The sequence below is a fragment of the Bradyrhizobium sp. JR4.3 genome (assembly GCF_040547695.1).
In the GTDB taxonomy this organism is placed as follows: Bacteria; Pseudomonadota; Alphaproteobacteria; order Rhizobiales; family Xanthobacteraceae; genus Bradyrhizobium; species Bradyrhizobium canariense.
Map to the genome: position 1 here is coordinate 1 of NZ_JBEPQF010000014.1, position 22,851 is coordinate 22,851.

Sequence of the window (22,851 nt, forward strand, 5' to 3'; positions counted from 1 at the left end):
ACCCCCAGGCCCCGCCCCGCCCCGCCCCCCCCCCCCCCCCCACCACCCCCCCCCCCCCCCCCCCCCCCCCCGCCCCCCGCGCCCCCCCCCCCCCCCCCCCCCCCCCCCCCCCCCCCCACGCCGGGGAGGCATCGAGCCGGCGGGCAATGACGGAGCGGGACGAAACAGCCGAGCTAAATCTTCAGCTCACTCCCCGTCACCCGGCGGTATGCTTCCAGATATCGCTTGCTGGTCGCGTCCACCACGCTTGCGGGCAAAGGCGGCGGCGGGGCGTCGCCATTCCAGCGGCCGGCGCGGCGTTCGACGTCGAGATAGTCGCGCAGCGGCTGCTTGTCGAAGCTCGCCTGCGGCTGGCCGGGCTTGTAGGCGTCGACGGCCCAGAATCGCGAGGAGTCCGGCGTCATGACTTCGTCGATCAGGATGATGCGGCCGTCCTTGTCGCGGCCGAATTCGAACTTGGTGTCGGCGATGATGATGCCCTGCTCGCGGGCGAGCTCCTCGCCGAGCGTGTAGATCGCGCGGGTCATGCTCTCGAGCGTGTAGGCCGTCTCGTCGCCGACGACCTCGCGCATCTTCGCGATGGTGATGTTCTCGTCATGGCCGGTCTCGGCCTTGGTCGCCGGGCTGAAGATCGAAGGCTCCAGCTTCTCGCTTTCGACAAGGCCTGCTTTCAGCTTCTCGCCGGCCAGCGTCCCGCTTGCTGCATATTCCTTCCAGGCCGAGCCCGAGAGATAACCGCGGATCACGCATTCGATCGGAAATACCGTAGTGCGGCGGCACAGCATGGCGCGGCCGAGAATTTCGGCGCGATGCGGCTTCAAGGCCGGCACGGCGGCGATGATCTCGTCGGTGTCGGCGCTGATCATGTGATGCGGCACCACGCCTTCGAGCTCGCCAAACCAGAAGGCACTGATTTGCGTCAGCACCGCGCCCTTCATCGGAATGGTCTCGCCCATCACGACGTCGAAGGCGCTGATGCGGTCGGTGGTGACGAGCAGCAGGCGGTCGTCGTCGACGGCGTAGATATCGCGCACCTTGCCGCGCCCGATCTTAGGCAGGGGCAGGTCGCTGGAGAGCATGGCGGTCATCGGCAGAACTTTCGGAGCAAGGCCTTGCGACAGGACATCCGGCCGCGCCTGATCGCGCGACCGGAAACCGGGATAGCCTATTCCGGCAGCGGAATGAACTCATGTTCCTGCGGAACCGCGGCGAAGCGGCCGGTTTTCCAGTCCTGCTTGGCCTGCTCGATCCGCTCCTTGCTGGAGGAGACGAAATTCCACCAGATGTGGCGCGGGCCCTCCAGGGCGTCGCCGCCCAGAAACATCATCCGCGTGGCCTTGAGCGCCCTCACCGTGATGCGGTCGCCCGGACGGAAGATTAGCAGTCGCGGCCCCTCATAGCGCTCGTTCGCGATCTCGACCTCGCCATCGACGACGTAGATGGCGCGCTCCTCGTGATCGGGATCGAGCGGCACGATCGCGCCCGCGACCGCCGTGACCTCGGTATAGAACCAGGGCGACACCATCGAAACAGGCGAGGTGACGCCGAAGGCCGAGCCCGCGATCACCTTCGCGGTGAAGTCGCGCTCGGAGACCATCGGCAGGTCACCCGCGCCGTAGTGCTGGAACGACGGTGCGATCTCTTCCGATCCGGCCGGCAGCGCGATCCAGCTTTGCAGGCCCAGCATCTTCTGCCCCGAGGCGCGCTGCACATCCGGCGTGCGCTCGGAATGCGCGATGCCGCGGCCGGCTGTCATCAAATTCATCGCGCCGGGCTGGATCTCCTGGATGTTGCCCTCGCTGTCGCGATGCATGATCGCGCCGTCGAACAGATAGGTGACGGTAGCAAGCCCGATATGCGGGTGCGGCCGTACGTCCATGCCCTTGCCGGAGACGAATTGCACCGGCCCGAAATGATCGAAGAAGATGAAGGGTCCGACCATCTGCCGCTTGCCGTGCGGCAGCGCGCGCCGCACCGCGAAGCCGTCGCCGAGATCGCGCGTGCGCGGCACGATGACGAGATCGAGCGCATCGCAGGACATGGGATCGCCGAGCACGGGATCGTTCGAGGGTTGCCAGCTCATGGTAGGGCTCCTTTTGGCTTTTTCGAGCTAAATCGTAGCAGGATTTCGTGCGGCCGTCGCGGCTAAGCCTGGGCCACACACTCCGCCGTCATCGCCCGCGAAAGCGGGCGATCCAGTACGCCGCGGCCTATCGGTTCGATCACTGCCGTCTCGGCGTACTGGATCATCCGGTCAAGCCGGACGATGACAGCTGTGGTGCGGATGGTGCTTGAAAACATACGCCTGACGAAGGATGTTTGGCTGATGTCAACCGCGACCCATCGCATCACCCGATGACCCTTGCCGCAACCGAGCTCGCCTTTCGCGCCGCCGCCGTGGCGCTGCTGCTGGTGCTGGCAGCGTCATTGCTCTCGGATTTCCGCAATGTGCTGGCAGCCCGGCTCGGTGCAGCCTTTGCGCTCGGCTCGGCCGCGCATGCTGTGAGCTATTCCGTCGGAACTTCATCGCTGGTCCCGGCATGGCATGCGCCGCTGATCGCGGTGTCGACCGGCAATATCGTGGTGTTCTGGCTGTTCACGCGCGCATTGTTCGACGATGAGTTTCGCCTGCGCCGGTGGCACGGATTGACCTGGGGGTTGGTGACAGCGTTCAGCTTCGTCAGTTGTCTCTGGATCGCACCCGGCGGACATGTCCGGTTCGTCGTCACCGCGGTGAACCTGATTGTGCTCGGCTTCATTGCGCTCGCGATCATGCAGACGATCGGCTCATGGTCGGCCGATCTGGTCGAGCGCCGCCGCCGTGTTCGCATCTTCATCGTCTGTGCTGCCGCGCTCTATGGCGGATTGAACGCGCTGCTCCAGATCCTCGTCGTCGGCAGCGACGTCGGCGATGTCGCCAACACCGTCAATACAGGCGTGCTCGCCAGCATCGTCGCGGCCATCGTCTATGCGATGATGCGGGTGGACGGCGCCGACCTGTTTCCAGCCGCCGCGGAGGCTGCGCCGGCGATCGCGGCGAGCCAGCCTGTGGGCGAGGACGCCGCCGCCGACCAAAAGCTGATCGACGCCCTGATGCGGCTGATGGCGCACGAGCGGATCTATCGCCAGGAGAACATCAGCATCGGCGTGCTCGCGGGCCGGCTGAAAATTCCCGAATACCGGCTCCGTCGGCTGATCAACCAGGGGCTCGGCTACCGAAATTTCAATGTGTTCCTGAACAACCACCGGATCGAGGAGGCCAAGGCCGCGCTGGCCGATCCCGCTCAGGCCGAGGTCCCCGTCATCACCATCGCGATGGACTCTGGCTTCCAGTCGCTCGGCCCTTTCAACCGCGCCTTCAAGGCCGTGACCGGCGTGACGCCGACGGAATACCGGCGGCTCAAGGTGAATGCTGTCTAGGCCTTAGTGCACTGAAATATCTAGAGTATCTCAGAATCGGCGAGCGTCTCGCGGTTTCCAGGTACGCCGTTTTCCAAATTCGGCGAGCGGGCATCGCGTGAATGCCGCTTCGTCTCCGGCACACGCCTCAAGCCGGAGCAAGCCCGTGACCCGCCGCAAGATTGTCCTTCTCACCGCCACCATCGTCTTTGCCGGCCTCGCGCTCGGGGCGGTTCGCGCCCACGACGTGCCCAAGGTCGCCACCGGCTTCATCGCCGACGTGCTCTGCGCGGAGACATTTGTCTCGGGCCTCGATATCAGGCGTAATTTGTCCGAGACCATTGACGCGATGCCGGGCGCCGGTCTGCTCACCTGGGCAATGGACTATCAGGTCGATCGCGCGCGCAAGGACGTTACGGTGACGCTGTTCGGCATTGGCCGCAGCCATGCCGTGTATCGCGAGGGCCTCGGCTGCACGCTCGAGCACGGTGCGGAGATTGCCGACGTCCGGCTGCCGCCTGATGACAGGCAGCCGGCGTTGTTGCCCGAGATCGCCGGCCCCGCAATCGTGTCGCCGCAAAGCCCGGAGCTGTCAGCCGCGCTCGATCGCGCCTTCGCTGAGCCGACATCGCCGCCATTCCGCCGCACCCGCGCAATCGTCGTCATGAAATCGGGTCGCGTCATCGCCGAGCGCTATGCGGACGGCATCGGACCGGAGACGCCGCTGCTCGGCTTCTCCATGACCAAGTCCGTGATCTCGGCTCTCACCGGGATTCTCGTGCGCCAGGGCAGACTGAAGCTGGACGGGCCCGCACCGGTCGCCGCCTGGACAAATCCGGACGATCCGCGTCACGCCATCACCCCCGATCAATTGCTGCGCCACACCGCGGGCCTGGCGCTCGGCAGCTCGCTGCAGGCCTCGCTCGGCTCGGCGTTCGAGCCGGTCAATCGCATGAAATTCGTGGAGGCCGACATGGCCGCCTATGCCGCGAGCATGCCGCTTGCGACCGCGCCGGGCACCGTGTGGAATTATCACGATGGCAACACCATCATGCTCGCGCATCTGATCCGCAAGGCCGCCGGCGGCAATTCCGAAGGAGCGCTTGCCTTCGCGCACCGCGAATTGTTCGTGCCGCTCGGCATGCGCCACGTCACGCTCCAGCTCGACGGCGCCGGCACGATCAAGGGGTCGAGCGAGATGCTCGCATCCGCGCGCGACTGGGCGCGGTTCGGCCAGCTCTATCTCAACGACGGCGTCGCCGGCGGCAAGCGCATCCTGCCCGAGGGCTGGGTGAATTATTCGGTGTCGGCGACGCCCAATGCCTGGGTCGGTATCGGCGCCGGCTTCTGGACCAACCAGGGCGACAGCTTTGGCGCGACCTTGCGCGTCGAGCACGGCTGGCCGCGTGATGCCTTCTTCGCCAAGGGCACGATCGGGCAGTACACGATCATGATTCCCTCGGAACGTCTGGTGATCGTGCGGCTCGGCCGTTCGCCAAACTGGCCGCCGGAAGCGGACGGTGTGTTTGATCTGGTGCGCGACGTGGTTAAGGCAGCGCGCGACAAAGGGAAGGTGGCGGGGGCGAACTGAGGTGCTCTCTTCCCTTCTCCCCTTGCGGGAGAAGGTGGCGCGAAGCGCCGGATGAGGGGTATGCTTCTGCGAATGCAATTGTGAGAGGTGTGCTCGCGGAGAGAACCCCTCACCCGTCTCGCCGCTATGCGGCGAGCCACCCTCTCCCGCAAGGGGCGAGGGTGCACCGCTCGTGTAGCGCAATTCTACTAGCGCCCCAGCTCCGTCGCCCTCGCCACGCGATCGAACCGCTCCAGCGTCATGATCGCGTCCGCGAATTTCTCCGCGCGCGCGTTCAGCACCGGGCGGGCCAGCGTCAAAAACTTCTGCTGCATCGCCCGCGCATCGGGGAAGGAGGTCGGCTCTCCCGAGGGATCGGCATAGAGCCGCTCGTGCACGCCGTCGTCCGTCGTGATACTCACGCGCGCGCCAAAGGGGTGAGTGCGGCCGACTTCGAGACGATCGTCCTGTACCACGTCGAACTTGTCGGCGAGCGCGTCGATGGCTGCGTCCCCAAGGCGGGTGTAGTCGTCCCAGCCAAATGACCCCTGATCGAGCGCGAGCGCGCCGGTGAAGAACATCGAGAACTGGCCGCCGACGATCGAGGTCGGGTGCCGCTTGGTCGCGGCGTCGCCGGTGAGCGTGATGCCGTTGCGATGCAGGCCGATCTCCACCCGCTTGACCTGATCGGGTGTCAGATTGTGCTCGCGCCGCATCGCGATCAGCGCGTCGATCGCGGCGTGGGTATAGCGGCAGCTCGGATACGGTTTGACGCCGATCTTCATGGTCTCGTAGGTCTTGCCGAGCTCGGCGACCGCCTTGTCGGGATGCGCATCGTCGGTGTAGCCGGCGAGCAGGCCATGCTTGCCCTCGACGGATTCCGTCGCGCCGACGAAATCGTTGCGCGCCAGCGTCGCGGCGATCACGCCATTCATCGCGGCGGCGCCGACCTGGTAGCGTTTGTTCCAGGCGCCATTGACCAGGAATTGCAGCGAGCCCGCGGCTTGGCTGCCGGCGACTCCGAAGGCGGCGATGAGCTGTTGCTCGGAGAGGCCGAACAGTTTGCCGGCGGCCGCGGCTGCGCCATAGGTGCCGGCGGTGGCGGTCGGATGGAAGCCGCGGGCATAATGCGAGGTCGGGTCGAGCGCGTTGCCGAGCCGGCAGCAGACCTCATAGCCCGCCACGATCGCGGTCAGCACGTCGCGGCCCGACGCGCCGACCATCTCGCCGACGGCGAAGGCGGCCGGAACCACCGGCGCGCTCGGATGCAGCGAGGAATCCGCATGCGTGTCGTCGAAGTCGAGCGAATGGCCGAGGGCGCCGTTGAGCAGCGCCGCGACCGCCGGCGTCCAGGTCTTGGTGTCGCCGAACACGGTGGATTCGCCCTTGGTATCGAGCGCAAGCGCCTCCAGCATCTTCAGGATCGAGGGGGTGGATTCCGCTTCGCTGCGGGCCCGGATGGCGCTGCCGAGGAAGTCCAGCGTCAGGACTTTTGTCCGATCCAGCACTTCCGCCGGAATATCCTGGAATTTCAGGTTGGCGACATAGGCGGCGAGCGTTGCGGTTTCGTGAGCCATCGTGTTTCCTCGTTTTGGCGCGCAAGTTAGGCGGGCTGATTTGGCCTTTCAAGCGGCCTCGGGGCCGCGGGCATCAGCTATGCTTTTGGCTGGCTTACGAGGGTTGGACGGGGATACGCGACCATGGCATTCGCAGGAGAGCTGTTCGACCGGGTCTGGTCGCGAAAGACCCAATTGGGGCTGGCGGTCCGGGTCACGGTGGCGGCCACCGGCGCCTACGCGCTCGCCACCGCGCTGCATCTGTTGTTGCCGCTCTGGGCCGTCCTCACCTCCATCATCGTGACCCAGATGAGCGTCGGGCGCTCGCTGAAGGCGACACGCGACTACATGCTCGGCACCATCGGTGGCGCGATCTATGGCGGCGCCATCGCGATCCTGATCCCCTATTCCGGTGAACTGGGGCTGCTGGGTCTGCTGGTGCTGGCCGTGGCGCCGCTTGCCTTTGTCGCATCAATCTATCCGAATCTGAGCTCTGCAACGGTGACGGCCGTGATCGTGCTCGTGCTTCCGTCGATGCATCATGCCGATCCCATGGCCTCTGCGATTGATCGCGTCAGCGAGGTCGCGGTCGGCGCGGTGACGGGGCTGCTCGTCTCCTTCCTGGTGCTGCCCTCGCGCGCGGTGCGGCAAATCCGCGCCAGCGCGGCAAAACTGCTCGAATTGATCGCGGAGGCCTTCACCGAATTGCTCGCGGGCCTGACGCGCGGCCGCGACAATGACGCGCTGCATCGGATTCAGGACGGTATCGGCACCGCAATGGTGGGCATGAATACCATTGGCGCCGAAGCCGAGCGCGAGCGCTCGGCGCGATTGTCGAGCGGGCCGGACACCGGCCCGTTGTTGCGCACGATCTTGCGGCTGCGCCATGACGTTGTGATGATCGGCCGCTCGACCGTGGTGCCGTTGCCGGCCGAGGTGCAGACACGGCTTGCCGCGCCGCTGACGGAAGTCTCGACCGTGATCGCGCGCTTCCTGCGTTCGGCGGCCGCAGCCTTGCGCGAAGGCGCCGGCGCGCCGCCGATCCACCCCGTGCATGTCGCGCTTCAGCACTATGCCGAGGCAGTCGCCGCCGTGCGTCAGGATGGCCTGATCCGCGGCCAGCCTAGCGACACCGCGGAGCGCTTCTTCGCGCTCGGCTTTTCGCTGGAGCAGATGCACCAGAATCTCTGCGATCTCGATCGCGTCGTCGGCGAATGGTCGGAGGCCGCGACCGACAAGCCCGCGCGCGTGGCGGAGTGAGCTAGCGCTGCGTCAGGCCCTTGTCCTGCATGCGCCAGACCAGCAAATCGATGCGGTCCTGGCCGAAGAACGGCTCGTTCTCGAACACGAAGGTCGGCACGCCCCAATGGCCGGAGGCGGCGTGGTCCTTCTCGTTCTCCGTGATCACCTGCTCGTAGCGATCCGGGTCGGCGGTGATCGCGGCATCCATCGCGGCGAGATCGAAGCCGGCCTTGTCGGCGGCGCGCGCAAGATGATCGCCTTCGTTCCAGCCCGCCACCGAGCCGTCCCACAGCACGCGGGCGATCGCGTCGGTGAATGCGAGCGAGCGTCCCTCGAGCTGCGCCATGGCACCAAGCCGGGTCAGGCGGTGGATGTAGGGTTGCTCGGCCGCGACGTCGAATGTTGTCTTGTCCTGGACGATCGGATCCGGCCTCGGAAAGCGGAACGGAATGCCCTCGTGCTGCGCCACGCGCGTGCTGTCGAGCACCACATAGCGAATGAAGTTCGGGCTGGCCTTCTTGAAAAACCCGGGCACTCGGACTGCGAGCGGATAGACCGGCCGCAAATTCACCGCCAGATCGTAGTCTTCGACGAGCTTCAGCGTCTTGGGCAGCGCCAGATAGCTGAACGGGCTGCGAAAGGAGTAGAAGAGGTCGACGGAGAGCGTCACCGGGCCGGCTCCGCAATCCGCCCCATCATGCTGCGGGCCACAAGCTTGTGGAAGGGCGTGATGAGCGCGAGGTAGGCGCGGCCCAGCCGATTGTTGGTCCGCACCAGCGTGGTCAAGGTGACGTGGCGCGGCACCGCTTCGCCGGCCACATCGACCACGATGCGGAAGTCGAGATGATAATCATTGAACCCGGCGACCAGCTGCTCCGGCGTTTCGCTCAGCACCGGAAACAAGCCGATCAAACCGCCCGGCGCTGGCGTGCCCTCGCCCGATGTCTTCAATCCAAAGGGCGTCACCAGAATGTTGCGCAGGCGTGTCAGTGCACCGATCCAGCGCGGTCCCTGCAACACCATCCTGGTGCAGGCCTCGCGGGCATTCACCGGTGCTGTGCCGATCTCTACGCGAAAGGCGTCGATGAACTGCGCACCGGCCAGCAGCGTGCCGGCGTCAACATCGGGGGTAACTTCGCGGACAGTCCCGTTCATCCCGCCAGTCTGCGCGTCAGCATCCGGAAGCGCAAGATCAGAAGTCCGGCATAGACGAACGATCCGATCGACAGTCCGATCCAGACACCGACCGCGCCGAGATCGGCGTGAAAGGCAAGCCACCAGGCGATGGGAAAGCCCACGCACCAATAGCCGATCGCGGCGAATACCAACGTCATCCTAGTGTCATTGATGCCGCGCAGCGCGCCGCCCATGATGGTCTGGATGGCATCGGCAATGAAGAAGGTCGCGCCGACCAGCAGCAGCGTTGCGGTCAGTTCGACGCTCGCCATGTTCGTCTCGCCGCTGCCGAAGAACAGCTGTCCGAGCTGATAACGGCCGAAGATGATCGCAACGGTCAGCGCCGAGACGAACGCGATCCCGATCACGGCGGCGACGAGACCTGCGCGCTTCACTGCGGCCGGGTCGCCGCGGCCGAAGGCGTGGCCGACCCGCACGGTGGCCGCCATGCCGATGCCGAGTGGGACCATGAACAGCACGGCGGTGACCTGGAGCGCGATCTGATGCGCCGCGAGCGCAGTGATCGAGATCAACCCCATCAGCAGCGCCGCCGAAGAGAACAGGCCATATTCCAGCAGCAGCGAGAACGAGATCGGGGCGCCGATCGCGATGAGTTTGCGCATCAGGGGCCAGTCGATTCGCCAGAGATGGGCAAGCGGACGATAGTCCGCGAACGGCTTGCGCAGCCCCGCAATGGCGAGCGTGGCGACGAACGTGCCGAGATTGACGATGGTGGTCGCAAGCCCCGCGCCGAACAGGCCGAGCTCCGGCAGGCCGAACAGGCCGTGGATCAGGGCGTAGACCAATGCGGCATTGACGGGGATCGCCGCGAGCGTGATCCACAGCGGGGCCTGCGGCCGGTTCACCGCGCTCATCATGCTGCGCAGCGCGATGAAGCCGAGCGCCGGCGCGATGCCCCAGGCGAGGCCATTCAGATAACGCTGGGCGAGCGCGGCCGAGTGCGGCGCCTGACCGAGTGCGACCAGGATGTGCTCGCCATAGAGCGGCGAGGCCATCATCGGCAGCGAGATCAGCCACGCGACCCACAAGCCGACGCGCAAGGAGCGGCGGATGCGCCTGACATCGCCGGCGCCAAAGGCCTGCGCGACCAGCGGCGACACCGCCGCCATCAATCCGAGCCCGAAGGTGAAGCTGACGAAATAGACCGTATGCGCCAGCGCTGCTGCTGCGACCGCGCTCTCGCCGAGCCGCCCGATCAGCGCGAGATCGGTCGTGATCATCGCGATCTGCCCGAGCTGCGTCAGCATCATCGGTACGGCCAGCCGCAGCGTCTCGACGAATTCGTCGGCGAGAGGATTTGGCGGCACGCCGGCTTGCGGCTGCGAACGAGGCTGGATGGTGTCGAGCATGGCCGGGTCAATAGCACAGCCGGGCGACGAAAACATGGCCTCGCGCGTGTCCCGGACGCGCTGCAGCGCGAAGCGATGCTGCGCAGAGCCGGGACCCAGAAAATCGCGAGCGCAGTTCTCAGCCGCATGGGCCCCGGCTCAGCAGCGCATCACTGGCGTGCTGCGCTGCGTGCGGGGCACGAGACCATTCTTCGATCTCGAGCCGGAAAGCGCCTCACCCCTTCCGCTCGGGCACGCGCCTGATCTTCGCGCCGAGCGCATTCAGCCGTTCGTCGATGCGCTCGTAGCCGCGCTCGATCTGGTCGGCGTTGTTGATGGTCGAGGTGCCCTCGGCACAGACGGCCGCGAGCAGCATGGCCATGCCGGCGCGAATGTCGGGTGAGGTCATCGTCGCGCCGTGCAGCCGGCTTGGACCGGCAATGATGGCGCGATGCGGATCGCACAGCACGATGCGCGCGCCCATCGCGATCAGCTTGTCGACGAAGAACATCCGCGATTCGAACATCTTCTCGAACATCAGGATCACGCCCTCGCATTGCGTGGCGGTGACGATCGCGATCGACATCAGATCGGCGGGGAAGGCCGGCCAGGGCTGGTCCTCCAGCTTCGGCACGTGGCCGCCAAAATCGTCCTGGATCTTCAGCGTTTGGTTCGAGGGCACGATGAGATCGTCGCCCTCGATGCGGCAGACGATGCCGAGCCGCTCGAATCCCATGCGGATCGAGCGCAGGTGCTCGACGCCCGCGCGCACGATGCGAAGCGGCGAACGCGTCACGGCTGCGAGCCCGATCAGCGAGCCGACCTCGATATGGTCGGGCTGGATCCGGTAGGTCGCGCCGCCCAGCGTCGCCGGACCGTGCACAATCATGGTGTTGGTGCCGATGCCCTCGATCTCAGCGCCGAGCGCAACGAGGAAGTTGGCGAGGTCCTGCACATGCGGCTCGGACGCGGCGTTGCGCAAATAGGTGGTGCCTTCGGCGGCGACGGCTGCGACCAGCGCGTTCTCGGTCGCGGTCACGCTGGGCTCGTCCAGGAACACGTCGGCGCCGGTCAGCTTCGAAGCGCGGAATTCGAGCCGGTCGGTCGCGGTGACCTTGGCTCCCAATTGCTCGAGCGCGAGCACATGCGTGTCGAGCCTTCGGCGGCCGATGACGTCGCCGCCGGGCGGCGGCAGCATCACTTCGCCGCAGCGGGCGAGCAGGGGGCCCGCGAGCAGGATCGAGGCACGGATGCGGACGCACAAGTCCGGATCGAGATCGGCGGAGCGGATGCTCTTGGCATGGATATGAAGCGTATTGCGGGCGGTCCATTCCGCGGCAGCGCCGACCGAGCGGATCAGTTCGACCAGCGTCTCGGTGTCACGGATCCGCGGCACGTTTTCCAGCGTCACCGGATGCTCGGTGAGCAGGGCTGCCGCGATGATCGGCAGCGCGGAATTCTTGTTGCCGGACGGCTCGATCGAGCCCGAGAGCCGGTGACCGCCCTCGACAATGTACTGGATGGGCGCCACGGGGTCTCTCGCTGTCTTGTTTGGGTGGGGCGGCTAGTTTGGAGGCGGAAACTACCGAGAATTGAGCGCGGGAGCAATTCTGCACTTGTCGCGGCTCGATCTCGCTTCGCAGCCCCGACACAGGTGCGCTCCCTCTCCCGCTTGCGGGGGAGGGCTGGGGAGGGGGTGCTTCCGCGATGGGATGGTCGAAGTTTACGGAGCATATCCCGGCGAGGAGAAAGTCCCCACCCGGCGCTTCGCGCCGACCTCCCCCGCAAGCGGGAGAGGTTGCAGCGAGCGCTTGGCCAGCAGTTCGAAATCCAAAAGCCGGCGGCCTCAGATATCGATCGTCGCGCTCAGCGAATGTTCCTGGATGAAGTCGCGGCGCGGCTCGACCACGTCGCCCATCAGCTTGGTGAAGATGTCGTCGGCCTCGTCGACCTCCTTGACCTTCACCTGGAGCAGTGATCGCGCATTGACGTCCAGCGTCGTCTGCCAGAGCTGCTCCGGATTCATCTCGCCCAGCCCTTTGTAACGCTGCAGCGAGACGCCCTTGCGGCCGGCGTCGGTGACCGCTTCGAACAGATCGACCGGGCCGTAGACCATGTGCTCGGCGTCCTTGCGCCGCAGCTTGCCGGGGCGGGCATAAACGTCCTGGAGCTTGAGCGTATACTCGTCGAGCTTGCGGGCTTCGACCGAGCCCAGGAACGCGTCGTCGATGAGGGCGACGTCCTTGACGCCGCGCACCGTGCGCTCGAACTGGAAGCCATGGCCTTCCAAATATTGACCGATCCAGCCGCGCTCGACCTCGTCGGCGAGCGTGTCGAGGCGGGCGGCGATGTATTGCGCGGCCGCGGCGGCTTTCTCCGGATCGCCGTAGATCGCCTTGTTGAGCACGCCGGTGATGGCGGCCTGCTCGATCACCTTGCGATTGTAGCGGGTGTGCAGGCTGCGCAGAACGCCGCGGACGGCGCGGGCGTCGTCGACCAAAGAGCGCAGGTCGCGGCCGGTACGATCGCCGCCAGTGCCGGGAATATAGACGCAATCGTCCAGCCCGGTATCGATCAGATAGTCTTCCAGCGCCCGCTCGTCCTTCAAATATTGCTCGGACTTGCCGCGGTTGACCTTATAGAGCGGCGGCTGGGCAATGTAGAGATAGCCGCCGTCGATGATCTCGCGCATCTGACGGTAGAAGAAAGTGAGCAGCAGCGTGCGGATGTGGGCGCCGTCGACGTCGGCGTCCGTCATCACGATGATCTTGTGATAGCGCAGCTTCTCGATCGAGAATTCGTCGCTGATGCCGGTGCCGAGCGCGGTGATCAGCGTGCCGATCTGCTCGCTGTGCAGCATTTTGTCGGGACGCACGCGTTCGACATTGAGGATCTTGCCGCGCAGCGGCAGCACGGCCTGGAATTCGCGGTTGCGGCCCTGCTTGGCGCTGCCGCCTGCCGAGTCACCCTCGACGATGAAGAGCTCGGATTTCGCCGGGTCCTTCTCCTGGCAGTCGGCGAGCTTGCCGGGCAGCGAAGAGACCGACAGCGGGCTCTTGCGCGTCAGCTCGCGCGCTTTTCGCGCGGCTTCGCGGGCGGCCGCCGCCTGGATCACCTTGCCGACGATCATCTTGGCTTCGGAGGGGTGCTCCTCGAACCAGGCCTGCAGCGCCTCGTTGAGCACGTTCTCGACCACGGGACGCACTTCCGAGGACACCAGCTTGTCCTTGGTCTGCGACGAAAACTTTGGATCCGGCACCTTCACCGACAACACGGCGGTGAGGCCTTCGCGGCAATCGTCGCCGGTCAGCGCGATCTTTTCCTTTTTCGCATTGGCCTCGGCATAGCCGTTGACCTGGCGCGTCAGCGCGCCGCGGAAACCGGCGAGATGGGTGCCGCCGTCGCGCTGCGGGATGTTGTTGGTGAAGCACAGCACGTTCTCGTGGTAGCTGTCGTTCCACCACAACGCGGCCTCGACGCCGATGCCGTTGGCTTCCGCGCGCACCATGATCGGCGCCGGCACGATCGCCTTCTTGTTGCGGTCGAGATATTTGACGAATTCCTCGACGCCGCCGGAATAGTGCATCTCCTCGCGTTTCTCGACGGCGTGACGCATGTCGGAGAGGGCGATGTTGACGCCCGAATTGAGGAAGGCGAGCTCGCGCAGCCGGTGCTCCAGCGTGGCGAAATCATACTCGATGTTCTTGAAGGTCTCTGTCGAGGCCTGGAACGTCACCTCGGTGCCGCGCCTGCCGGGCGCATCGCCGACCACCTTGAGCGGCGCGACCGCATCGCCATGGGCGAATTCGATGTAGTGTTCCTTGTTGTCGCGCCAGATGCGCAAGCCGAGCTTGCTCGACAGCGCGTTGACGACGGAGACGCCGACGCCGTGCAGGCCGCCGGAAACCTTGTAGGAATTCTGGTCGAACTTACCGCCGGCATGAAGCTGGGTCATGATGACCTCGGCTGCCGAGATGCCTTCGCCCTTGTGGATGTCGACGGGAATTCCGCGGCCGTCGTCGCGCACGGTGACGGAATTGTCGGCGTTGAGGATCACGTCCACGCGCGTGGCGTGGCCCGCGAGCGCCTCGTCGATCGCGTTGTCGACGACCTCGTAGACCATGTGATGCAGGCCCGAGCCGTCATCGGTGTCGCCGATATACATGCCCGGGCGCTTGCGGACGGCGTCGAGACCCTTGAGCACGCGGATCGATTCCGCCCCGTAATCGCCCGGATTTGAGGGTTCGTTTTCGGCAGGCGTCTGCCGAGCAGGTTCTGTCATGAGAGGCCTTCGAGATGTCGCCCGAATCAGCGGCGCAAAAGGCGCTGATATGCAGGCTATTTGTGCCACGAAAGACGGATTGCGCCTAGCGCAAAGTATCTCCCGGCAAGTCTTTGATTAGATGGAATTTTTTGGCCGATTTTCAAGGCCTTCGAAGGCCGATTCGGCGGGTTGGAAAAAGCGCGATTCGAGAGGCCGTTTCGGGCGCTGGAAGGCGTGGATTTCGCGGGGACGAAGGGTGTTCCGAGGCGCCTGGAACGCCCCGGAATGGCTTTGCAGCTCAATACATCTGAAGCGGCAGCACGTCTCCGTTTGGCCCCACCAGGAGGCCCCAGGCATCGCCGGCGGCCACGGTGAGGGTTTCGGTGCGGGCAGGGCGCCCCGGCAGACGCAGCGCGTACTGGTACTTGCCGGGCGGCAGATCGAGCATCGGGCCTTTCGGCGACTGCGGACCGCCCGCGCCGGCCGCGATCTTCACGGTTTGATTGTTGATCGTCAGCGATGCTTCCTTCGGCCCCATATTGCCGAGCATCAGCCTGGCCTGTCCCGCCTTCGGCATGATGTCGGCCTTGGCCGCGGCCTGCGGATTCCGCTGCACCAGACTGACCGTCGTCTCGTCCTTGGCGCGGCCGAGCTTCAGCACGGCCGGTCCCTCCGGCGAGGTGAACGCGAGCTCCGCCCGCTCGGCCGTTACGATTGCGCCGTCGGCCTTCTCCTGCCAGCCGCGGTTGGTCAGCTCCGTGCGATAGAAGGCGAGGACCTCGCCAAGCTCGGCGGGGATGCTGGCTTCGAGCTCGGTCCGGAACGACTGGTCACTGCCGGGGAATTTCGTGGAGCTGATGCCGGTCGAGCTGTGCTGTGTCGGCACCGGCAGGGCCGAATCGGGATCGGGCGTGAGCGGCTCCTTCGATTTGGTCTGGACCACCTTGGCTTGCCTCGATTTGGCCTCGACGGGCTTCGCCGCGGCGATAACAAGACCGGAGCCGTTGGCGCTGACGTTCACCTTCGGTCCCATCTGCATCACGGTCATCGAGATCGACTTGCCGCTCCTGGAGAATTCCATCATTGCCATGTTGGGCTGGTTGATGACGGAGGGCTGCTCCTTCCAGCCCGCCGGCTTGAGCGATGCGCGATAGAACGCCGTGAGCGCCTTCACGCTCGAGGACGAGGAGAATTCGAGCCTGCCCTCGCCGCCTTCGAAGTTCACGCCTTCGGCGTTTTCAGGCAGCGGCACCGGCGTCTTGCTGTCGGCGAGCGCATTCAGCGGCGCGTCCGACAATGCGGCCGCCTGCACCTTGCGTCTTGCTTCGTCGGCGGTGATGAGCTGCTTGGCCGCACCTAACGCATCCCCAAGGAACTTGTCGTCGGCCTCTTTCTTCGCCTTGGCGCGGGCGGCAAGCGCGGAGTCCTTCACCTGCGCCGTCAGGCTGACCATGGTGAAATCGTATTTGCGGCCAAGCCGCAGCACGCCGGTTTCCTCCGCGGAAGAGATCTTGATCGCGACCTCGTCGCCGGGCGCGAGCGGTGCGCTGCCGTCCTCATGCCAGCCGCGCGCGGCGAGCTCGCGGTGATAGAAGGCGAGTACCGCGGGCAGCTCGGCCATCGCGGCGGCCGACATTTCGCGCTTGTTGTCGCTCGCGCTGCCGAGGCCCATGGCCGTCTTGGTCGGGCTCGGCCGCGGCAGGCCGGCCAGATCGCTATCGGCTTTGAGCTCGCCGGGCAGCGCGAAGGGCGCGACCCGGATATCGACATGGGTGCGGCCATCGTCGCGGCGCGTCAGCGTCAGCATCACGGGCTTCTGCTGATAGAAGCCGGTCTCCTTGCTATCGGCATGTGCGTAGAACGCGCGCAGCCCATTGGGAGCGGTTTCATCCAGGCTGGTCGTCCAGCGCGCAGCGCTTTCCGGCGTGAGCTTCTGCCAGCCGATCGCAGCCATCTGGCTCGCATAGAAACCCGACGTTGCATCGAGCGCCGTCGGCGCGATGCAGCCGAGATAGGGCCGCGTCCCGTCAAACACGATGTCGCTTGCGCCTTCCGGAAACGGCACGTTCCCGTAGATCCGGTCGGTTGTGTAGTACACCACGGACTGGTCGGGCCGGCCGGGGGCCTGCGTGAAATGAACGGAAAGGCCGTGTCGCCCCTTCCTGAACTTCAGCAGGCTGCTTTTCTCCTCGAGTGGCATCACATAAGCGACCCAGCCGTTGTCGCTCAGGAGCTTTTGGACCGCGGGCAGTGTCACGGCCTGCCGCGTCGGTACGCGATATTCGACGCTATAGGGGTCGGGGCGCGAGATGTCTTCCACCGCACCTTCGAGCTGGGGCAGCGCGTGGACGTCGACGATTCCCTCGTCGGCGCCGGCCGCGATCGAGCAGCTCGCCATCAGGAAGAGACCGCATGCAAGCAGCCGCCATCGTGCCGGGACTTGCATCCCGCGCGGGATCATCGCCATCGTTACGTCTCCAGGATGCCGCGCGGCGCTTGGGCGCGCGCGATTGCAACGGCTGCAACACCGTCGGCGGGGCCTCAGACCAGAAGTCGCGGCAGGAACCGGGCAGGTTCAAAGCTCCCGGTCTAGTCAATACAGTTGGAGTGGCGACCATGCCTCGCCGTCGCGCCCGACGGTGAGCTCCCAGGCGTCGCCGGCCGCGACGGTGAGGATGTTGCTGTGGGCCGGACGGCCGGGGACGTTCAGTTCGTAGGAATATTTGCCGGGCGCCAGATCCAGCGATACGGCGTTAGCGCCGGCGGCGCGCTTGATGGTCTGCGCGTCGATCCCGAGCACGGCTTCCGTCTCGCCGATGTTGCTGAACACCAGCTTCGCCTGGCCCGGTTCGGGCATGACGTTCACCCGGATTGCTGTATCCGAGTTCTTCTGCACGAGATGGACGGAGGTGTTGCCGTCCTTGCGGCCGAGCTCCAGCATGGCCGGTCCGAGCGGAGAGACGAACGCGAGCTGGACGTGATCGGCGGAGACGACGGCGCCATCGTGCTGCTCCTGCCAGCCGAGCTTTCCGAGCTCCCTGCGGTAGAAAGCGAGGACGTCGCCGAGTTCGGCGGGCACGGTGGCTTCGAGCTTGACGCGAAGCGGCGCGTCGACGCCCCGCATCAGGGTGGTGTGGATACCTCTAAAGCTGTAGCGGGTCGGTGCGGGCAGCCTGGCATCGGGATCCGGCGCGAGATCGGCCGAAAACAGCGGCTGCGGCATCCAGGCGCCGGCGCTTGCCGCCAGCATGCACGTCGCGAGCAAGACGAGGCCGCACGCAAACGCCCGCCATCGTGCCGAAGCTTGCGCCCCGGACCTTGCCGTCCGCATTTCACTCTCCAGGGTATCGCGCGTCCAGGGTCTCGCGCGTGATGTCATTGCGCGATTGCAACCGGCTGCGTCACCGTCGGCGCCGCCTCCGGCAACTAGTCGCGGCGGAAATGGGGCTGGTTCAACGGCGGCGACTACCGCCGGGCCGATACCTGTCCGCTTTCGACGTCAAAGATCTCGCCCCCGGCGCCGATCTCGGCGAAGGCAGCGGGATCTGCGCCGGTCAGCCACACCTGCGCGCCGAGCTTGCGCAGCTCGTCGAACAGCGCCGCGCGCCTGCTCGGATCGAGATGCGCGACGACCTCGTCGAGCAGCAGCAGCGGCACGATGCCGGTCATCTCGGCGACCAGGCTCGCATGCGCCAGCACCAGCCCGATCAGCAACGCCTTCTGCTCGCCGGTCGAGGCATCGCGCGCCGGCATGCTTTTCGGCGCGTAGATCACCTGCAGATCGGTGAGATGCGGACCATCCGTGGTGCGGCCGGCGATGGCGTCACGCGGACGGTTGTCGCGCAGGATCTGGCGGTAGCGGTCCTCGACCGACGTCGCGGTCTCCGTCAGCAGCGCGTTCTCCATCCAGCCGTCGAGCGCGATCTGTGCCGAGGGGAAGGCGGAGGCCTGCGCGCGTGCATTCAACATGCCGGTCAGCCGCGCCGCGGTCTGGCCGCGGGTTGCGGCGACGGCGACCGCAAGCTCCGCGGTCTCGCGTTCGATCGCGTCACACCAATGGTCGTCGTAATTGCGCGTCTCGAGCAGGCGGTTGCGCGAGCGCAGGGAGCGTTCGAGCGCGGAGATGCGGCTGGAATGGTCGCTGTCGATGGCAAGCACCAGGCGGTCGAAGAAGCGCCGCCGCTCGGACGCCGCGCCCATGAACAGCCCGTCCATCGCCGGCGTCAGCCACACCATGCGGATGTGGTCGCCGAACGACGCCGCCGAATTGACCGGTTCGCGGTCGATGCGGCAGCGCCGGCTGACCGGGCTATCTGCGCGCGGCGGATCGATGCCGGTGCCGAGCGTGGCAAGGCCCAGCGCGCCCTCGACCTGTGCCGACACCGCCCAGGAGCCGTCGCCCTGGTTGTCGGCGACGTCGTCCAGCGTCGCGCGCCGCAGGCCGCGTCCCGGCGACAGGAACGAGATCGCCTCGATGCAATTGGTCTTGCCTGCTCCGTTCGGCCCGACCAGCGCCACCATGTCAGCCTTAGCCTCGAGCCCCGCCGCCCGGTAATTACGAAAATGCGTCAGCGTCAGGCGATGAATGCGGGAGGGGGTCATTGTCTTTGTCGTTGCCGGGCATCCACGTTTGGGTCCTCCAAAGACGTGGATGGCCGGGACAAGCCCGGCCATGACGGATGTAGTCGATGCGAAGGGGCGCCGGTAGCCCTCACACCCGCATCGGCATCAGCACGTAGAGCGCGCTCTTGTCGTCGCGGTCTTGCACCAGGGTCGGCGAGCCCGGGTCGGCGAGCCGGAGGGTTGCGACGTCGCCTTCGATCTGGGCGGCGATGTCGAGCAGGTAGCGGGAGTTGAAGCCGATATCGAGGGCGTCGGAGGCGTATTCGACCTCGAGCTCTTCGGTCGCACTGCCGGAATCCGGATTGGTCACTGACAGCACCAGTTTGCCCGGCGACAGCGAGAGTTTCACGGCTCGCCCGCGCTCGCTGGAAATCGTCGAGACGCGGTCGACCGCGTTCTCGAAATCCTTCTTGTCGACGACGAGCTCCTTGTCGTTGCCCTGCGGGATGACGCGGCCGTAATCGGGGAAGGTGCCGTCGATCAGCTTCGAGGTCAGCACCACATTGCCGATGGTGAAGCGGATCTTGGCCTGCGACAGCTCGATCGTGACCTCGGCCTCGTTGTCCTCGATCAGGCGCTGCACCTCGCCGACGGTCTTGCGCGGCACGATCACGCCGGGCATGCCCTCGGCGCCTTTGGGCTGGACTAGGTCGAGCTGGGCGAGGCGATGGCCGTCGGTGGCGACGCCGCGCAGGGTGGCGGCTTTGGCGGAGCCCGCGGCATGCAGATAGATGCCGTTGAGATAGTAGCGGGTCTCCTCCGTGGAGATCGCGAACTGGGTGCGGTCGATCAGCCGCTTGACGTCCTTGGCGGCGAGGCTGAACGAATGCGACATGTCGCCGGCGGCGAGATCCGGAAAATCATTCTCCGGCAGGGTCTGCAGGGTGAAGCGGGAGCGGCCGGCGCGGATCGCCAGCACGGCGCGGTCGCCGTCGGCTTCGAGCACAATCTGCGAACCGTCCGGTAGCTTGCGCACGATGTCGTAGAACATGTGCGCCGGCACGGTGGTGGAGCCCGCGGTCGCGGTTTCCGCCGCGAGCGTTTCGGTGACCTCGAGGTCGAGGTCGGTCGCCTTCAGCGACAATTTCGCGTTCTCGGCCCTAACAAGCACGTTGCCGAGGATCGGAATCGTGTTGCGGCGCTCGACCACGCGGTGGACGTGGCCCAGCGACTTCAGGAGTTGCGCGCGTTCGACCGTAACCTTCATTGCACTACTCGCCCGATCCCCAAGGAAACACAAATCTGGAAAAGCCGGGCGGCGGGACGCGCGCCACGGCACCGAAGACCCCGGAAAGCCGGATCATCCAGCCGATATGACCAAAGCCGTCAGGGTCGCGCAAGGTGGCGCGTAAAGTCATCCGTTTCAAGGGATTGCGCGATGGTTCCCCACGATTTACCCGCAAAGACGGGGCCCGCCGCCCAGGCAGAGGAAGGCCGCCGCCCAGGCAGGGCCGGGGCGGCGGGAAGGAAGGAGAAGGCCTAGGCGTTTATTCCTGAAGCTGGCGCTTGAGCGATTCGACCTCGTCCGACAGCGCCGTGTCCTTGGAAACCAGGGCCTCGATTTTGCGCACCGCGTGCAGCACCGTGGTGTGGTCGCGCCCGCCGAAGCGGCGGCCGATTTCCGGCAGCGATCGCAGGGTCAGCGTCTTGGCGAGATACATCGCCACCTGGCGCGGACGAACCACGTTGGCGGTCCGGCGCGAGGACAAGAGGTCGGAGCGGCTGACATTATACTGCCGTGCCACCACGCGCTGGATGTCCTCGATCTTGATCCGCTTCGGCTCCTGCGGCCGGATCAGGTCGCGCACCTCGTGCTCCGCCATCTCCAGCGTCACCGGCCGGTTGTTGAGCTTCGAGTGTGCGAGCAGGCGGTTGATCGCGCCTTCGAGATCCCGGCCGTTATGGGTGATGGCGCGGGCCAGATAGGTCAGCACCTCCTCCGGCACCTCGAAGGTCGCATGATGGGCGCGGGCGGCGGCGACGCGCGACTTGAGAATACCATGCCGCAGCTCCTCGCCGAGCGAGGCCATCTCGACCACGAGGCCGCCGGCCAGCCGCGAGCGCACGCGGTCATCCAAGCTTTCGAGATCGGACGGCGGACGGTCGGCCGCGATCACGACCTGACGGCCGGCATCGATCAACGCATTCAGCGTGTGACAGAACTCGGCCTGGGTCGACTTGCCCTGCAGGAACTGGAGATCGTCGATCACGAGCACGTCGATGCCGCGCAACGCTTCCTTGAAGGCGAGCGCCGTCTGCGTCTTCAGCGCGGCGACGAAGCCGTACATGAATTTCTCTGCAGTGAGATAAAGCACTTTGCGCTCGTTGCCGGAATTGCCGGCCCAGGTCACCGCCTGCAAGAGATGCGTCTTGCCGAGGCCGACGCCCGCATGAATGTAGAGCGGATTGAACATGACGGGATCGCCGCGACGACCCTCGGCAACCTGACGCGCCGCCGCATGCGCCAGCGTGTTGGAGCGGCCGACGACGAAGCTTGCGAAGGTCAGGCGCGGATCGAGCGGCGAGCCGCCGAGCGCATCATGATTGGCGGAGACCGGCGCGGTGGCGGTCGAGCGCAGCTCCGGCGCAGGCGAGCGGCGCGTTTCGACCGGTGCGGGCGCTTCCTTCTGCTGCATCACGGGGCGCACGGCCGTGCGAACGGTGAGATCGATGCGATGCACTTCGGGCATCTCGGCCTGCCAGCACGACAGCACGCGCTCGGCATAATGGGCCTGGATCCAGCTCTTCAGGAAGCGGGTCGGCACCGACAGACGCACGCTCTCGTCCTGGACGCCTTCCAGATCCATGCGCGCAAACCAGCTCGTATAGACGTCCTCGCCAACGTTCGAGCGCAACCGACTCTTCACGCGTGACCAGCGATCCTGTTCCGGGGTTGTCATCATTTGAGAACTTTTCTTGAGAGATAAGGTTGCGTGGTGAGCGCCATGCAGAGTTCCTGCCAGGGATACCTGCCGGGATATTTGCAATGGCGGGACCTCAAGCGATTTCACCTGCAGGCATGGCTCGACCGTTCGGCGGAAACGCCGCGTCCGATCAGCAATGTCTAGAGATGGAGGGGTCGCGAGGTCAGCGCGTACTCGGCGCTCCGTGACACGCGGGAGGCTTGGTGTCCGACGAATCTAAAACGGCATCGCTGGAAGTCGAAATGCTGGAAGTCGAAATGTGTTTCAATACCGCGTTGAGTTCGTAAGACATGATACCTCCCCATCCTGCCGTGATTGCTCGCGACAAGGTCCTGCGTGTCCAAACGACACCCGCGTCTTCATCGGATGCCCGCCCGTGTACTCGTCGTCCGCTCGGCCTCGCCATCATGCCTGTCGGGGCAGCTTTCAAGATGTCTCTTAAGCGCGAGAGAAAGATCCCGCTTGGAGACATTCAGACAAAGAGCTACCGTTCCCACATTGCTGTGGGTTTTGATCCGACAATCGCTTGTTGAAGCGCCGCCTACGTGCACATCGCCGCCGATTTGCACGCTCGCCCCGTTTCCGATACCGCGCTGGTCTCAAGATCGTGGGCGCCGCTGACGCCTTAAGGAATACACTATGCGGAAAGACTCGCAACGGAATTGATTCAGACTTGAGGCATCAAAAATCTTGATCTGCGTTAACGCCACGCGGACTTGTGCACAGGCTTCAGAGCAAGTTTTTGGAT

Annotated in this window: 16 protein-coding genes; 3 read left to right on the forward strand and 13 right to left on the reverse strand. The window is 65.6% G+C overall.

What is annotated here, in order from left to right:
- Positions 1-173: 173 nt before the first annotated feature.
- On the reverse strand, positions 174-1,088 hold the full coding sequence (locus ABIB91_RS21965) for a phosphoribosylaminoimidazolesuccinocarboxamide synthase (protein WP_007598297.1): 915 nt from the start codon (positions 1,086-1,088) through the stop codon (positions 174-176).
- Between the two features lie 77 nt (positions 1,089-1,165).
- Positions 1,166-2,083 carry a pirin family protein gene (locus ABIB91_RS21970; protein ID WP_007598296.1) on the reverse strand — a complete coding sequence of 306 codons (918 nt, stop codon included), beginning with the start codon at positions 2,081-2,083 and terminating at the stop codon, positions 1,166-1,168.
- Between the two features lie 272 nt (positions 2,084-2,355).
- Here ABIB91_RS21970 and ABIB91_RS21975 point away from each other — a divergent pair, with 272 nt between their 5' ends.
- Complete coding sequence (locus tag ABIB91_RS21975) at positions 2,356-3,420, forward strand: helix-turn-helix domain-containing protein (protein ID WP_354165919.1); 1,065 nt, start codon at positions 2,356-2,358, stop codon at positions 3,418-3,420.
- 145 nt (positions 3,421-3,565) lie between these two features.
- Positions 3,566-4,990 (forward strand): serine hydrolase domain-containing protein, encoded by a 1,425-nt coding sequence (locus ABIB91_RS21980; RefSeq protein WP_354165926.1) that lies wholly within the window; start codon positions 3,566-3,568, stop codon positions 4,988-4,990.
- Between the two features lie 188 nt (positions 4,991-5,178).
- Here ABIB91_RS21980 and ABIB91_RS21985 read toward each other — a convergent pair whose 3' ends face one another.
- Positions 5,179-6,546, reverse strand: a complete 1,368-nt coding sequence (locus ABIB91_RS21985; RefSeq protein ID WP_354165932.1) for an MmgE/PrpD family protein — start codon at positions 6,544-6,546, stop codon at positions 5,179-5,181.
- 123 nt (positions 6,547-6,669) lie between these two features.
- Between ABIB91_RS21985 and ABIB91_RS21990 the strand changes: the two genes are divergently transcribed.
- The gene (locus ABIB91_RS21990; protein ID WP_007598281.1) at positions 6,670-7,785 is read left to right on the forward strand and encodes an FUSC family protein; all 1,116 of its coding nucleotides are present in this window, start codon (positions 6,670-6,672) and stop codon (positions 7,783-7,785) included.
- A gap of 1 nt (position 7,786) precedes the next feature.
- Here ABIB91_RS21990 and ABIB91_RS21995 read toward each other — a convergent pair whose 3' ends face one another.
- The 10 genes from ABIB91_RS21995 to dnaA form a co-directional block, all read right to left on the reverse strand.
- A complete protein-coding gene (locus ABIB91_RS21995; RefSeq protein ID WP_354165943.1) occupies positions 7,787-8,437 on the reverse strand; it encodes a 2-hydroxychromene-2-carboxylate isomerase in 651 nt (216 codons plus the stop codon).
- A complete protein-coding gene (locus ABIB91_RS22000; protein WP_219678929.1) occupies positions 8,434-8,922 on the reverse strand; it encodes a DUF2867 domain-containing protein in 489 nt (162 codons plus the stop codon). Before ABIB91_RS22000 ends, ABIB91_RS21995 begins: the two co-directional genes overlap by 4 nt.
- Positions 8,919-10,313, reverse strand: coding sequence for an MATE family efflux transporter (locus ABIB91_RS22005; protein ID WP_354165956.1), 1,395 nt, complete (start codon positions 10,311-10,313; stop codon positions 8,919-8,921). Before ABIB91_RS22005 ends, ABIB91_RS22000 begins: the two co-directional genes overlap by 4 nt.
- Before the next feature lie 214 nt (positions 10,314-10,527).
- Positions 10,528-11,823: a UDP-N-acetylglucosamine 1-carboxyvinyltransferase gene (murA, locus tag ABIB91_RS22010; RefSeq protein WP_354165963.1), complete on the reverse strand. Its 1,296-nt coding sequence runs from the start codon at positions 11,821-11,823 to the stop codon at positions 10,528-10,530.
- Between the two features lie 315 nt (positions 11,824-12,138).
- Entirely contained in the window at positions 12,139-14,574 is a 2,436-nt protein-coding gene (gene gyrB / locus ABIB91_RS22015) for a DNA topoisomerase (ATP-hydrolyzing) subunit B (RefSeq protein ID WP_354165970.1), read from the reverse strand.
- A 280-nt stretch (positions 14,575-14,854) separates the two neighbouring features.
- Complete coding sequence (locus tag ABIB91_RS22020; protein WP_354165979.1) at positions 14,855-17,023, reverse strand: hypothetical protein; 2,169 nt, start codon at positions 17,021-17,023, stop codon at positions 14,855-14,857.
- Between the two features lie 126 nt (positions 17,024-17,149).
- Complete coding sequence (locus tag ABIB91_RS22025) at positions 17,150-17,887, reverse strand: hypothetical protein (RefSeq protein ID WP_354165986.1); 738 nt, start codon at positions 17,885-17,887, stop codon at positions 17,150-17,152.
- A gap of 134 nt (positions 17,888-18,021) precedes the next feature.
- Positions 18,022-19,158: a DNA replication/repair protein RecF gene (recF, locus tag ABIB91_RS22030; RefSeq protein WP_354165993.1), complete on the reverse strand. Its 1,137-nt coding sequence runs from the start codon at positions 19,156-19,158 to the stop codon at positions 18,022-18,024.
- Positions 19,159-19,267: 109 nt separating this feature from the next.
- A complete protein-coding gene (dnaN, locus tag ABIB91_RS22035) occupies positions 19,268-20,386 on the reverse strand; it encodes a DNA polymerase III subunit beta (RefSeq protein WP_007598262.1) in 1,119 nt (372 codons plus the stop codon).
- A 280-nt stretch (positions 20,387-20,666) separates the two neighbouring features.
- Entirely contained in the window at positions 20,667-22,079 is a 1,413-nt protein-coding gene (gene dnaA, locus ABIB91_RS22040; protein ID WP_035995355.1) for a chromosomal replication initiator protein DnaA, read from the reverse strand.
- Positions 22,080-22,851: the final 772 nt, after the last annotated feature.